Raw genomic sequence first — 13740 nt, 5'->3', positions numbered from 1 at the left:
GAGATTATCACCGAGCTGTAACAGGAAGTTGCGCTACCGGAAAAAATAGTTAGCCAAACATCGATCTCGGGCCAGGTCATCCCGTGGCGAGAGGATTTATCCCTCTGTGGGAGCAAGGCTTGCCCGCGATGAGGGCGACGCGGTCTTTCAGAGATCGGGGAGATCTGTTTCGCGAGCAAGCCTTGCTCCCACAGATCGGGGATAAATCCCCTCGCCATAAAAGTCTTCACTTATGTCCTGAGCCTCTGAGACAACCTGTCACGCGACAAAAGACCACGCCGTTCATCGGCAATAAAGCGGCTACTCTTTGATCATTGCTTGATCCAGATCAACACACTTTCGCAGTGTTGGACTGGCGGCCATCCGGCCAGAGTCCTGCGTTGTGACGGTTTTAAAAAGAACGATTTGAAAAGCATCGCACTCCATATCCCTGGGGATTGTGATGCAGGCCCCGCCCGCAGCCGGTTTTACCTGACAGAGGAAGACTTATGTTCGGTTTGGAGGCGCTCGATCTCGCCCGAATCCAGTTCGCGTTCACCATCTCGTTCCACATCCTGTTCCCGGCCATCACCATTGGCCTGGCGAGTTACCTGGCGGTGCTCGAAGGCCTGTGGCTCAAGACCCGCGACGACACCTACCGCGACCTGTATCACTTCTGGTCGAAGATCTTTGCCGTCAACTTCGGCATGGGGGTGGTGTCTGGATTGGTCATGGCCTATCAGTTCGGCACCAACTGGAGCCGTTTTTCGGACTTCGCCGGGGCGGTGACCGGGCCACTGCTGACCTACGAAGTGCTCACGGCGTTCTTCCTCGAGGCGGGTTTCCTGGGCGTGATGCTGTTCGGCTGGAATCGCGTTGGCCGTGGCCTGCACTTCTTCTCCACGGTGATGGTGGCGATCGGTACGCTGATCTCGACCTTCTGGATCCTGTCTTCCAACAGCTGGATGCAGACCCCGCAGGGCTACGAAATCATTGATGGCCGGGTGATCCCGGTGGACTGGCTGGCGGTAGTGTTCAACCCCTCATTCCCCTATCGCTTGCTGCACATGTCCACGGCGGCGTTCGTCGCGACGGCGTTCTTTGTGGGCTCGTCAGCGGCCTGGCATCTGTTGCGCGGTCGCGATACCCCGGCCATCCGCCGCATGCTGTCGATGGCGATGTGGATGGCCTTGCTGGTGGCACCGATCCAGGCAGTCATCGGCGACTTCCATGGTCTTAACACCCTCAAGCATCAACCGGCGAAAATCGCGGCCATCGAAGGTCACTGGGAGAACGTCGGCAATGAGCCGACCCCGCTGATCCTGTTCGGCCTGCCGGATATGAAGGCGGAGAAGACCCGCTTCGCCGTGGAAATTCCTTACCTGGGAAGCTTGATCCTGACCCACAGCCTGGACAAACAGGTGCCGGCCCTCAAGGAGTTCCCGCCTGAGGACCGACCGAATTCGACCATCGTGTTCTGGTCGTTCCGGGTCATGGTGGGCCTGGGCCTGCTGATGATCTTCACCGGCCTGTGCAGCCTCTGGCTGCGTCGCAAGGATCGGATCTATCAGTCCCGACCGTTCCTCTACATGGTGCTGTGGATGGGGCCGTCCGGGCTGATTGCGATCCTGGCGGGCTGGTTCACCACTGAAATCGGTCGTCAGCCTTGGGTGGTCTACGGCCTGATGCGTACCGCCGATGCTTCCTCCGGGCACAGTTTTGCGCAAATGAGCATCACCCTGGTGCTGTTCGTCGTGGTGTATTTCGCGCTGTTCGGTGCCGGCTTGAGCTACATGATGCGCCTGGTGCGCAAGGGGCCGCAGGCCCACGAAGCCGAGCCGACCGATGGCGGCCCAGGCCAGAAGCGCACGCCGGCCCGGCCATTGTCGGCCGCCGACGACAGCGAAGGCGTGGACCAAACCGACCGCTCGAACAAGGGGAATTGAGTCATGGGTATTGATCTTCCGCTGATCTGGGCCGTGGTCATCATCTTCGGCATCATGATGTACGTGGTCATGGACGGCTTCGACCTGGGGATCGGCATTCTCTTCCCCTTCGTCAAGGGCGAGCGCGACCGAGACGTGATGATGAACACCGTGGCGCCGGTCTGGGACGGTAACGAAACCTGGCTGGTGCTCGGTGGCGCCGGTTTGTTCGGGGCGTTTCCGCTGGCTTATTCGGTGGTGCTTTCGGCGCTGTACCTGCCGTTGATCCTGATGCTCATCGGCCTGATCTTCCGGGGCGTGGCCTTCGAGTTCCGCTTCAAGGCCAAGGCTGAGAAGCGGCACCTGTGGGACAAGGCGTTCATCGGTGGCTCGCTGACAGCCACCTTCTTCCAGGGGGTGGCGCTGGGAGCGTTCATCGATGGCTTCGAGGTGGTCAATCGCCAGTTCGCTGGGGGCTCCTTGGACTGGTTCACGCCGTTCACGATGTTCTGCGGCCTGGCGTTGATCGCGGCCTATGCCTTGCTCGGCTGTACCTGGCTGATCATGAAGACCGAAGGCAGGTTGCAGGAACAGATGCATGACCTGGCCAGGCCGCTGGCGTTCGTGGTGCTGGCGGTGATCGGTATCGTCAGCATCTGGACACCGCTGGCCCATGCCGATATCGCGGCCCGCTGGTTCACCCTGCCGAACCTGTTCTGGTTCCTGCCGGTGCCGATCCTGGTGCTGGTGACCATGTACGGGTTGTTCCGCGCGGTGGCGCGCAACGCCAATTACACCCCCTTCATCCTGACGCTGGTGCTGATCTTCCTCGGTTACAGCGGCCTGGGTATCAGCCTGTGGCCGAATATCGTGCCGCCATCGATCTCGATCTGGGATGCCTCGTCACCGCCCCAGAGCCAGGGCTTCATGTTGGTCGGCACGCTGTTCATCATCCCGTTGATCCTGGTGTACACCTTCTGGAGCTACTACGTGTTCCGCGGCAAGGTGACCCATGACGATGGCTACCATTGATCGACCTGCGAGGTGTTGAGCATGGCCAGACCTGATTTGAAAGACATCGAAGCCGCCGAGCGCAAGCCGCTCTGGCAGCGGCTCGGCTGGCTGGTGGTGATCTGGACCGGCAGTGTGCTGGCACTGTTTGTCGTCGCCAGCCTGATGCGGATGTTCATGAATGCCGCAGGCCTGACCACCCACTGATTTCCCTGTGGGAGCAAGCGTTGCTCCCACAGGGGACAGTTCATTTCCGGGCTTTGAGAATCACGAATTTCGGCGTGGCGGCCACTTGCTCGACACCGCGGAACAATCGCGCCAGTTTGCTGTGATAGCCCAGGTGCCGGTTACCGACGATATAGAGCGCGCCGCCGACCACCAATGCTTCGCGAGCCTGCTGGAACATCCGCCAGGCCAGGAAATCACCCACCACTTGCTGTTGGTGGAAGGGTGGGTTGCACAGCACTACATCCAGGGACTGCGGTTCCTGCCCGACCAGGCCGTCAGCGGCCCGTACGGTCACCTCGCGCTCGCCCAGGGCAGCTTGCCAGTTCTCGGCCGCTGACTGCACGGCCATGTACGACTCGTCCACCAGGGTGTAGCGGGCCTCGGGGTTTTGCAGGGCGCTGGCGATTGCCAGCACGCCGTTGCCGCAACCCAGGTCCGCGACCCGGGCCGCCCCCAGGTTTTTTGGCAAATGCGGCAGGAATGCCCGGGTGCCGATGTCCAGCCCTTCACGACAGAACACATTGGCGTGGTTGAGCAGTTCGATCTTTGGCTCGTCCAGCCAATAACGCGTGGGGTAGGGCGATACGACGGGCGGCTTGGCTTGCGGCGTGGCGATCAACAGGCGGGCCTTTTTCACCGCCAGGGAGGCTTGTACCGGGCCGATGTAACGCTCCATCAGGTCGCCGGCGGCCCGGGGCAGATGCTTGACCATTGCACCGGCAATCACCTGGGCGCCGGGCGCCAGTTGGTCTTGCAGGCGAATCAGTTGCTCTTCCAGCAAGGCCAGGGTTTTCGGCACTTTGATCAGCACGCGATCGAAGGGCCCGGCCAGTGGCGCGCTGGCCGGCACCGTTGGCACCGCGTCGAAGGACCGGCCATTGCGCACCAGGTTTTTCTCCAGCGCTTGCAGGGCCAGGAATGAGTCGCTGCTGCTGATGACGTCAACCTTGCCGGCCAGGCTCGCGGCCAGGGCACCGAAGCCGTCGTTGAGCACCAGCACTCGCGCACCCACGGCCGGGTGTTGTTCGGCCAGATACGCGAGCAGGTATTCGTCGGCTGCATCGAAGGCTTGCAGGGGTTCGTTCTGCTGCTCGGGTTGGCGGATCAGGTCAAGTTGGGCGAAGGGGCTGTCGAGCAAGGGCATGGCTGGGACTCTGGAAATCAACGAATGTCCCGCTGCCTGGGTGTAGGTGTCTGGGCGGGACCGCCTGAATGAACTGCGTCGCGTGCAAGAAGCGGCATCATTCAAGTGGAGCCGTAAATGGTACGTTTTTTTGCGCTGCTTTACTCGCGGGTTTTCAAGATTGGCAATACGGGTCCACTGTTCAGATCACGTGAATATGGGCCGCCTTGGCGACTGCAGAAATTTTGTTGCTGACGTTCAGTTTTCGCATGCAACTGCAGACATGGAAATTCACGGTGCGCTCCGAGAGACAGAGGATCCTGCCCACTTCCGATGCGGTCTTCCCTTCCGCGGACCATCTCAACACTTCGATCTCTCGAGGTGACAGATGATATTTATGCGTGTCTGCGGCGGTGTCGGATAGTTTTTTACTCGCCAGTGCATGCAGCTTTCGACTGGCGAAGATGGCGTAGCCGAGGTTTCCATAATGCTCCTCGATATCGATGGCGCGATGAGTGCGAGCGAGGCTGAACAGGCTGTAATGGGCACCTTGCTCATCATGAACGGCTTGGGTCCAACCATATTTGAGCCCCTGTCGATTAAGTTCGCGCCATAACTTGGGGGCCTGGGCAAAAACGTTTTCATCCCACAGGATGGGGAGAAGGGATTGATTGCAATGTGCTATTACTGGGTCATTCGAAGCATAGCCGTTCTGTTCATAAAACCTGTCCCATCCATACGGGTAGTTGTTCAGGTTCACCTTGTTGGTGTGGTTGTCGGGGCTCCCGAGATAGGCTGCAAATGCGCAATATTCAAACCCCTGATTGTTAAAGAAATTCAGGGCCAACCGATAGGCTGTCTGCAGGTCTTTTTCACAGGATAACTTCCTCAGTTGCAAGTCCTTCCACTTGTCCATCGCTCTCTCCTGGGTTGATTCGTCCATGCGGATCCAATCCATGATGCGAACTTTCAGTGTAGGACTATTCCTAACTTGTAGTTAGATTTTTTGTTTTTGCTTACAGTCGAGTCATCACAGGAACAGTTTGTTTAATTGTTTATTTTTACAAGCATCTTAGACTTGTATAATTCCAGTGAAAGATTTCAGGCGAGTGAGGTGGGCACTTATGACTAAATGCCACTACTCGCTATTGGTGGTTTAGCGGCTCAGTTTGCGGGACACTGTGAGCCTTGTCCCAGTGGAGTGGCTCATGACCGATAGCGCAGAGAAGTTCACCCGCCAAACCCTGCTCGACGTTCAGCCATTGACGTCTCATTTGTTTACTTTGCGTACCACCCGCGATCGCGGCTTTCGTTTTCGCGCCGGTCAGTTCGCCCGGTTGGGCGTCGTCAAGGCGGATGGGAGCACCGTCTGGCGAGCGTATTCCATGGTGTCTTCGCCCTTCGACGAATTCCTTGAGTTTTTTTCCATCGTGGTTCCGGATGGCGAATTCACCAGTGAGCTTAGCCGCCTGAAGCCAGGCGACAGTCTGTTGGTGGATCGCCAGGCTTTTGGCTACCTGACGCTGGATCGTTTCGTTGACGGGCGCGACTTGTGGCTGCTGTCCACGGGCACGGGTGTCGCGCCGTTTCTGTCGATTCTCCAGGATTTTGAAGTCTGGGAAAAATTCGAGCGGATCATCCTGGTGTACAGCGTGCGCGAGGCGCAGGAGCTGGCGTATCAAGACCTGATCAAAGGGTTGACCCAACGCGATTACCTGGCCGAGTACGCCCATAAGTTTCGTTTCATCGCGACCGTGACCCGTGAGCAACACCCCGGTGCGCTCAGCGGACGCATCACCACTTTGATCGAGAATGGTGAGTTGGAGCGGGTGGCTGGCGTCGAGCTGACGCCAGAGCATTCGCGGGTGATGCTATGCGGCAACCCGCAAATGATCGATGACACCCGCAAGCTGCTCAAGACCAGGGGCCTTCAATTGAGCCTCACCCGTCGGCCAGGCCAGGTGGCGGTGGAAAACTATTGGTAAAGCTCAATCAATCAGGCACAGCCCTTGTGGCGAGGGTGTCAGTGTCCGACTGGCATTGATGCGCCCCTCAAGGCCGCTCGTTCTGGGCCTTGAGCAGGTCGCGAATTTCCGTCAGCAGCAGTTCTTCCTTGGTCGGAACGGGCGGCGCGCTCGGGGCTACGGCCTCTTCACGCTTTAGGCGGTTGATGGCCTTCACACCCATGAAAATGGCGAATGCTACGATGATGAAGTCTATGGTGCTCTGGATGAATTTGCCGTAGGCCAGCACGACGGCTGGCGCGTCACCTTGGGCGGCCTTGAGTGTGATGGCCAGGTCACTGAAGTCCACCCCGCCAATCAGCAGGCCAATCGGCGGCATGACCACGTCGCCAACGAACGACGAAACAATTTTGCCGAAAGCGGCACCGATGATAATCCCGACGGCCATGTCGACGACATTGCCTTTGACCGCGAAGGCCTTGAACTCGCTTAGCACGCCCATGTGTTGTTCCTTGTGACAGAAAGTGGATGCTGGCAGTGTAAATCAGCCTGGCGTGTCGCGCTCGAAACGCCTGCTTACAAAGCTCCAGTTATCGACCCGGTCCCTGATGAAAAGTTTACAAAGTGCCACCAATCGCGCGCGATACGCGGTTTCAGAGCAATCCCCCACAACGTTTTTTCTATCGTGGCGGTACGGCATTTCTATTTAGGTTTTCCTTTTTCGGGCACTAGCCTCTGGATGGCGCACATGGATGCGCCCTATAACATCAGAGGAACATGCTTATGAACATCTCCCTTGGCTGCGGGACTTTTCCCCACCGCCGCGCTCTCGTTGTGCTGACCGCCAGCCTGCTGTCCTTATCCGTTAACGCGGCCACCCTGACCCGAGACAATGGGGCTGCCGTCGGCGACAACCAGAATTCGCAAACGGCCGGCCCCAACGGTCCGACCCTGCTGCAAGATGTGCAGTTGATCCAGAAGCTCCAGCGCTTTGACCGCGAACGCATCCCGGAGCGCGTGGTGCACGCCCGCGGTACCGGCGCCCATGGCACCTTCACGGTTTCCGACGACCTCAGCGATCTGACCAAGGCCAAGGTCTTCGCCGCTGGCCAGGTCACGCCAGTGTTCGTACGGTTTTCTGCCGTGGTGCACGGCAATCATTCACCGGAAACCCTGCGCGACCCCCGCGGCTTTGCCACAAAGTTCTACACGGCGGACGGTAACTGGGACCTGGTGGGTAACAACTTCCCGACCTTTTTCATCCGCGATGCCATCAAGTTCCCCGACATGGTTCATGCATTCAAGCCAGACCCGCGAACCAACCTGGACGATGACTCGCGTCGTTTCGACTTCTTTTCCCATGTTCCAGAGTCGACCCGCACCCTGACGGAGCTGTATTCCAACTCCGGTACGCCGGCCAGTTATCGTGAAATGGACGGTAACGGCGTGCATGCTTACAAGTTGGTTAATGCCAAGGGCGAAGTTCACTATGTGAAGTTTCATTGGAAAAGTTTACAGGGCCTGAAAAATCTCGATCCGAAAGAAGTTGTGAAAGTTCAGGGGCAAGATTACAGCCATATGACAAATGACTTGGTCAGTCATATTAATAAGGGCGACTTCCCGAAGTGGGACTTGTACGTTCAAGTTTTGAACCCGCAGGACCTTGCCAAGTTTGATTTCGATCCACTGGACGCGACCAAAATCTGGCCAGGTGTGCCTGAGCGCAAAGTCGGGCAAATGGTCTTGAATCGCAACCCGGCGAATGTCTTCCAGGAAACCGAACAGGTGGCGATGGCGCCGGCCAATCTGGTACCGGGCATCGAGCCTTCGGAGGATCGTTTGCTCCAGGGGCGAGTGTTTTCCTACGCCGATACGCAAATGTACCGGATAGGCGCCAATGCCCTGCAACTGCCGATCAACGCGCCCAAGGTGGCGGTGAACAACGGTAACCAGGACGGTGCGATGAACCCAGGCAGCACCAGCACCGGCGTGAATTACCAGCCGAGCCGCCTGACGCCGCGCGAAGAACCGCAAGCGGCGCGCTATAGCCAGGCCGCGCTGACCGGCAGCACCCAGCAGGCGAAGATCCAGCGCGAGCAGAACTTCAAGCAGGCCGGTGACCTGTACCGCTCGTTCAACCAGAAGGAGCGCAATGACCTGATCGAAAGCTTCGGCGGCTCTTTGGCGACCACCGATGACGAGAGCAAGCACATCATCCTGTCGTTCCTCTACAAGGCTGACCCTGAGTACGGCACTGGCGTGGCCCGTGTCGCCAAGGGCGATCTGGCCCGGGTCAAGGCGCTGGCGGAAAAACTGAGCGACTGATCCACCTGTGGGAGCGAGCTTGCTCGCGATTCAGGCGACTCGGTCTGGCTGTACACCGCAGCGTCTGCATCGCGAGCAAGCTCGCTCCCACAGTCTTGAGTCATGGGAGACGTCATGATGGGTAAATTCTTTTTATCGATGCTCGCAACCTGGTCAATGAGTGTACTGGCCGATCAGCCAATACCCCCCGACCCGGCTGCTGTACAAGAACAGTTGCAAAACTATTATTTCGACGCCGCCCGCCGGGGCGACGTGCCGATGCTCGATACTTTCATCAAGGCCGGTTACTCGCTCAACACCCAGGATGAAAAGGGCTATACCGCGCTGATCCTGGCCGCTTATCACGGTCACGGCCCTGCGGTGGAGCGACTGCTGGCCGCCGGCGCCGATGCCTGTGCCCAGGACAAGCGTGGCAACACGGCGCTGATGGGCGCCATTTTCAAGGGTGAAGTGCAGATTGCCCGCCGTTTGTTGTCCACCGATTGCAGTCCGGACCAACGCAATGGTGCCGGGCAGACCGCGGCGATGTATGCCGGTCTGTTCAAGCGTGATGAATTGCTCGATGCCTTGAAGGCCAAGGGCGCCGACTTGCAGGCCAAGGATCCGTTGGGCAATACCGCAGAGGGGCTGGCCAAGGGTGAAATCAGAATGCCGGCCCCTCAGTGAACCTTGGCTGGGCTATCATCGCGGTTTTGACCCGGAGTTCAGATGGCCAAGGCAAAGCGCATGTACGGCTGCACCGAGTGCGGCTCGACCTTTCCCAAATGGGCCGGCCAGTGCAGCGAATGCGGGGCCTGGAATACCCTGACCGAAACCATGGTGGAAAGCGGCGGTGCGGCGGCGCCCACCGGTCGCACGGGCTGGGCCGGCCAGCAGGCACAGATCAAGACCCTGGCCGAAGTCAGCGTTGAAGAAATCCCACGCTTTTCCACCGCGTCCGGTGAGCTGGACCGCGTGTTGGGCGGCGGCCTGGTGGACGGCTCGGTGGTGCTGATCGGCGGCGACCCAGGCATCGGCAAATCCACCATCCTGCTGCAGACCTTGTGCAACCTCGCCACCCGCATGCCGGCGCTATATGTCACCGGTGAGGAATCCCAACAGCAAGTCGCCATGCGCGCCCGACGACTGGGGCTGCCCCAGGACCAACTACGGGTCATGACCGAGACCTGCATCGAAACCATCATCGCCACGGCGCGCCTGGAAAAACCCAAGGTCATGGTGATCGACTCGATCCAGACGATTTTCACTGAACAACTGCAATCGGCGCCGGGCGGCGTGTCTCAAGTGCGCGAAAGTGCGGCGTTGCTGGTGCGTTATGCCAAGCAGAGCGGTACGGCGATTTTCCTGGTGGGCCACGTCACCAAGGAAGGCGCGCTGGCGGGCCCGCGGGTGCTGGAGCACATGGTCGACACCGTGTTGTATTTCGAGGGCGAATCCGATGGGCGCCTGCGTTTGTTACGAGCCGTGAAGAACCGCTTTGGCGCCGTTAACGAGCTGGGTGTGTTCGGCATGACTGACAGAGGCCTGAAAGAAGTCTCCAATCCTTCGGCGATTTTTCTGACGCGTGCCCAGGAAGAAGTACCGGGCAGCGTGGTCATGGCCACCTGGGAAGGCACGCGCCCGATGCTGGTGGAAGTTCAGGCCCTGGTGGACGACAGTCACTTGGCGAATCCGCGCCGGGTCACCTTGGGGCTGGATCAGAATCGGCTTGCCATGTTGCTGGCTGTCCTGCATCGACACGGTGGGATTCCGACTCACGACCAGGACGTTTTCCTCAACGTGGTCGGCGGGGTCAAGGTGCTGGAAACCGCGTCCGACCTGGCGTTGATGGCGGCGGTCATGTCCAGCCTGCGCAATCGTCCGTTGCCCCATGATCTGCTGGTGTTCGGCGAAGTGGGGCTGTCGGGCGAGGTGCGGCCGGTGCCCAGTGGCCAGGAGCGACTCAAGGAGGCGGCCAAGCATGGTTTCAAGCGCGCCATCGTGCCCAAGGGCAACGCGCCGAAGGAAGCACCGCCGGGGTTGCAGATCATTGCCGTGACGCGCCTGGAGCAGGCGTTGGATGCGTTGTTCGAGTGATGCCGCGGTCCTGTGGCGAGGGGATAGATCCCCTCGCCACAAAGGGATCGGCGTTGATTCAGATCTGGATCAACGCCGCCAGCTCCCGCTCCAGCTCATCATGATCGGCCAGGTTCAGCTCCACCAATCGGCGCAGGTGGGCGATGGAGTCCAGGTCGACATGCTCGCAGACAAAGCCCAGGTGGCCGTGGTCGTCGTGGGCCAACCGAACCTCCATCTGCACTTCCACCTCATTGCTCAGGTGAATGTCGGCAATGAAGGTTTTTTCGGGATTCCCCAGCCAGGGTTCGGGTTTTTTGATCAGCAAGCCCTTGAGGGACAGGTCCAGCAGCTCTACCGGCCATTTGTATGGGGTCTGGCTCAGTTCGGTCCTGGCATGAAATTCGATTCGTACGAAGCGGCGACGATCGCTCATTACGCGTTCCCTCTGAAGATTCACTGACTATAGACCCTGCTGGCGCATCATCGTCACCATTCGGCCGCTGGTAGACGAATGTCAGGTATGGCCTTTGCTCGTGTTAGCGCTAAACTCCGATAGCTACCTTCTTGTCCACCCTGGCTGGAATATAAAAATGAAAAACAATAATAGCCTGCTGCGCCATCTACCCTGGCTACTGCTGGCCGTCGTAGGAGCGTGCGCCCTGGGCGTCGTGGCCTTGCGCCGAGGCGAGGCAATCAACGCCCTCTGGATCGTCGTCGCAGCCGTGGCCATCTACCTGGTCGCCTACCGCTACTACAGCCTCTTCATCGCCAACAACGTGATGCAACTCGATGCGCGTCGGGCCACCCCCGCCGTGCTCAACAACGATGGCCTGGACTATGTCCCGACCAACAAACACATTCTCTTCGGCCACCACTTCGCGGCCATTGCCGGTGCGGGGCCGCTGGTCGGGCCGGTGCTGGCGGCGCAGATGGGCTACCTGCCCGGCACGCTCTGGCTGATCGCCGGCGTGGTGCTGGCCGGTGCGGTGCAGGACTTCATGGTCCTGTTCCTGTCCACCCGCCGCAACGGGCGCTCCCTGGGCGACATGGTCCGTGAAGAAATGGGCCGCATCCCCGGCACCATCGCGCTGTTCGGCTGTTTCCTGATCATGATCATCATCCTCGCGGTGCTGGCGCTGATCGTGGTCAAGGCCCTGGCCGAGAGCCCATGGGGCATCTTCACCGTGATGGCGACCATCCCGATCGCGATGTTCATGGGCATCTACATGCGCTACATCCGTCCGGGCCGCATCGGGGAAATCTCGCTCATCGGCGTGCTGTTGCTGCTGGGTTCGATCTGGCTGGGCGGGCAGATCGCCGCCGACCCGGTCTGGGCCAAGGCTTTCTCCTTCACCGGGATCCAGATCACCTGGATGCTGATCGGCTACGGCTTTGTCGCGGCAGTGCTGCCGGTGTGGCTGATCCTGGCCCCGCGGGACTACCTGTCGACATTTCTCAAGATCGGTACCATCGTCGCCCTGGCGATCGGCATCCTGGTCACCATGCCCGAGCTGAAAATGCCGGCGCTGACCCAGTTCACCGACGGCACCGGGCCGGTGTGGAAGGGCGGGCTGTTCCCGTTCCTGTTCATCACCATCGCCTGCGGCGCGGTCTCGGGGTTCCATGCGCTGATCTCGTCGGGCACCACGCCCAAGCTCCTGGATAACGAAGTCAATGCCCGCTACATCGGTTACGGCGGCATGCTGATGGAGTCCTTCGTGGCGATCATGGCCATGGTCGCCGCTTCGGTGATCGAGCCGGGTGTGTACTTCGCCATGAACAGCCCGGCGGCCATCGTCGGCGGCGACGTGGTGGCCGTGGCGCAGACCGTCAGCAGTTGGGGCTTTGCCATCACGCCTGAGGCGCTGCAAGCGGTGGCCAAGGACATCGGTGAAACCACCGTGCTGGCCCGTGCCGGCGGTGCGCCGACCCTGGCGGTCGGGATCGCGCAGATCCTGCACTCGGTGCTGCCAGGTGAGAACACCATGGCGTTCTGGTACCACTTCGCGATCCTGTTCGAAGCGCTGTTCATCCTTACCGCAGTGGACGCCGGCACCCGTGCCGGGCGGTTCATGCTGCAGGATTTGCTCGGCTCGTTCGTGCCTTCGCTCAAGCGCACCGAATCCTGGCCGGCCAACCTGATCGCCACCGCCGGTTGTGTGGCGATGTGGGGCTACCTTTTGTACCAGGGCGTGATCGATCCGCTGGGCGGCATCAACACCTTGTGGCCGCTGTTCGGCATCTCCAACCAGATGCTGGCCGGTATCGCCCTGATGCTCGCCACCGTGGTGCTGATCAAGATGAAGCGCCAGCGCTACGTCTGGGTGACCATGCTGCCAGCGGCCTGGCTGCTGATCTGCACCACCACGGCAGGCCTGATCAAGCTGTTCGACGCCAACCCGGCGATCGGCTTTTTGGCCCTGGCCCGCAAATACAACGATGCCCTGGCCGCCGGCCAGATCCTGGCCCCGGCCAAGAGCATCGAGCAGATGCAGCACGTGGTGTTCAACGCCTACACCAACGCAACGCTGACGGTGTTGTTCCTGTTCGTGGTCTTCAGCATCCTGTTCTACGCGCTCAAGGTTGGCATCGCCGCCTGGGGCACCAAGGAACGCACGGATAAAGAAGCGCCATTCCAGGCCGTGCCGGACGCCTGAAACGAGGATTGCAACGATGTTCAATGACTTGAGTCGCCTCGGTAAATACCTCGGTCAGGCCGCGCGCCTGATGGTCGGCATGCCCGACTACGACAACTACGTCGAGCACATGCAAACCAAGCACCCGGACAAACCGCTGATGGACTACGAGGCGTTCTTCCGCGAACGCCAGGAGGCCCGTTACGGTGGCAAGGGTGGGCCCAAGTGCTGTTGAAGCACCGCTTGGGTTGAGGTAACTCCTGTGGGAGCGGGCTTGCTCGCGAAGGCGTAGTGTCAGTTGCGATCATGTCGGCTGACCTACCGCTATCGCGAGCAAGCTCGCTCCCACAGTTGTTTTTGGGTGGTCTCAGGATTTGCATACGCCACAGAACCCCTTGTGGGAGCGAGCTTGCTCGCGATGGCGTCGGGTCAGGAGCATCGATGTCGGCTGACCTACCGCTTTCGCGAGCAAGCCCGCTCCCACAGGGGTT

The 13740-nt window shown here is 59.9% G+C and carries 13 protein-coding genes; 9 read left to right on the top strand and 4 right to left on the bottom strand.

Annotated features, from left to right (window positions below):
- Positions 1 to 488 precede the first annotated feature (488 nt).
- From J9870_RS25285 to J9870_RS25275, 3 genes are read left to right on the top strand one after another with little or no spacing between them, the layout of a single operon-like run.
- Positions 489 to 1925 carry a cytochrome ubiquinol oxidase subunit I gene (locus J9870_RS25285; RefSeq protein ID WP_210641102.1) on the top strand — a complete coding sequence of 479 codons (1437 nt, stop codon included), beginning with the start codon at positions 489 to 491 and terminating at the stop codon, positions 1923 to 1925.
- A 3-nt stretch (positions 1926 to 1928) separates the two neighbouring features.
- Positions 1929 to 2936 carry a cytochrome d ubiquinol oxidase subunit II gene (cydB, locus tag J9870_RS25280; protein WP_210641100.1) on the top strand — a complete coding sequence of 336 codons (1008 nt, stop codon included), beginning with the start codon at positions 1929 to 1931 and terminating at the stop codon, positions 2934 to 2936.
- 21 nt (positions 2937 to 2957) lie between these two features.
- Positions 2958 to 3122, top strand: coding sequence for a DUF2474 domain-containing protein (locus tag J9870_RS25275; protein ID WP_210641092.1), 165 nt, complete (start codon positions 2958 to 2960; stop codon positions 3120 to 3122).
- Positions 3123 to 3162: 40 nt separating this feature from the next.
- On the opposite strand, the gene J9870_RS25270 is transcribed toward J9870_RS25275, so the two are convergent.
- Together J9870_RS25270 and J9870_RS25265 are read right to left on the bottom strand one after the other, a co-directional pair.
- Positions 3163 to 4287, bottom strand: a complete 1125-nt coding sequence (locus J9870_RS25270; RefSeq protein ID WP_210641090.1) for a methyltransferase — start codon at positions 4285 to 4287, stop codon at positions 3163 to 3165.
- A gap of 181 nt (positions 4288 to 4468) precedes the next feature.
- Positions 4469 to 5209, bottom strand: a complete 741-nt coding sequence (locus J9870_RS25265; protein WP_246883053.1) for an autoinducer binding domain-containing protein — start codon at positions 5207 to 5209, stop codon at positions 4469 to 4471.
- 265 nt (positions 5210 to 5474) lie between these two features.
- Between J9870_RS25265 and J9870_RS25260 the strand changes: the two genes are divergently transcribed.
- Positions 5475 to 6251, top strand: coding sequence for a ferredoxin--NADP reductase (locus J9870_RS25260; protein ID WP_210641088.1), 777 nt, complete (start codon positions 5475 to 5477; stop codon positions 6249 to 6251).
- A 67-nt stretch (positions 6252 to 6318) separates the two neighbouring features.
- Here J9870_RS25260 and mscL read toward each other — a convergent pair whose 3' ends face one another.
- On the bottom strand, positions 6319 to 6732 hold the full coding sequence (mscL, locus tag J9870_RS25255) for a large-conductance mechanosensitive channel protein MscL (protein WP_072411386.1): 414 nt from the start codon (positions 6730 to 6732) through the stop codon (positions 6319 to 6321).
- A 281-nt stretch (positions 6733 to 7013) separates the two neighbouring features.
- Here mscL and J9870_RS25250 point away from each other — a divergent pair, with 281 nt between their 5' ends.
- From J9870_RS25250 to radA, 3 genes are all read left to right on the top strand, one after another.
- A complete protein-coding gene (locus tag J9870_RS25250) occupies positions 7014 to 8555 on the top strand; it encodes a catalase (RefSeq protein ID WP_210641086.1) in 1542 nt (513 codons plus the stop codon).
- Positions 8556 to 8693: 138 nt separating this feature from the next.
- A complete protein-coding gene (locus J9870_RS25245; RefSeq protein ID WP_246883162.1) occupies positions 8694 to 9221 on the top strand; it encodes an ankyrin repeat domain-containing protein in 528 nt (175 codons plus the stop codon).
- Between the two features lie 42 nt (positions 9222 to 9263).
- Entirely contained in the window at positions 9264 to 10631 is a 1368-nt protein-coding gene (radA, locus tag J9870_RS25240) for a DNA repair protein RadA (protein WP_003185644.1), read from the top strand.
- A gap of 58 nt (positions 10632 to 10689) precedes the next feature.
- Here radA and J9870_RS25235 read toward each other — a convergent pair whose 3' ends face one another.
- Positions 10690 to 11046 (bottom strand): PilZ domain-containing protein, encoded by a 357-nt coding sequence (locus J9870_RS25235; RefSeq protein WP_210641084.1) that lies wholly within the window; start codon positions 11044 to 11046, stop codon positions 10690 to 10692.
- A gap of 157 nt (positions 11047 to 11203) precedes the next feature.
- Here J9870_RS25235 and J9870_RS25230 point away from each other — a divergent pair, with 157 nt between their 5' ends.
- Together J9870_RS25230 and J9870_RS25225 are read left to right on the top strand one after the other, a co-directional pair.
- Positions 11204 to 13270 carry a carbon starvation CstA family protein gene (locus J9870_RS25230; RefSeq protein WP_210641076.1) on the top strand — a complete coding sequence of 689 codons (2067 nt, stop codon included), beginning with the start codon at positions 11204 to 11206 and terminating at the stop codon, positions 13268 to 13270.
- Positions 13271 to 13286: 16 nt separating this feature from the next.
- Complete coding sequence (locus J9870_RS25225; RefSeq protein ID WP_003201656.1) at positions 13287 to 13484, top strand: YbdD/YjiX family protein; 198 nt, start codon at positions 13287 to 13289, stop codon at positions 13482 to 13484.
- Positions 13485 to 13740 lie beyond the last annotated feature (256 nt).

It is taken from the genome of Pseudomonas sp. Tri1 (assembly GCF_017968885.1).
In the GTDB taxonomy this organism is placed as follows: domain Bacteria; phylum Pseudomonadota; class Gammaproteobacteria; order Pseudomonadales; family Pseudomonadaceae; genus Aquipseudomonas.
This window is presented reverse-complemented; position numbering and strand designations above follow the sequence as displayed.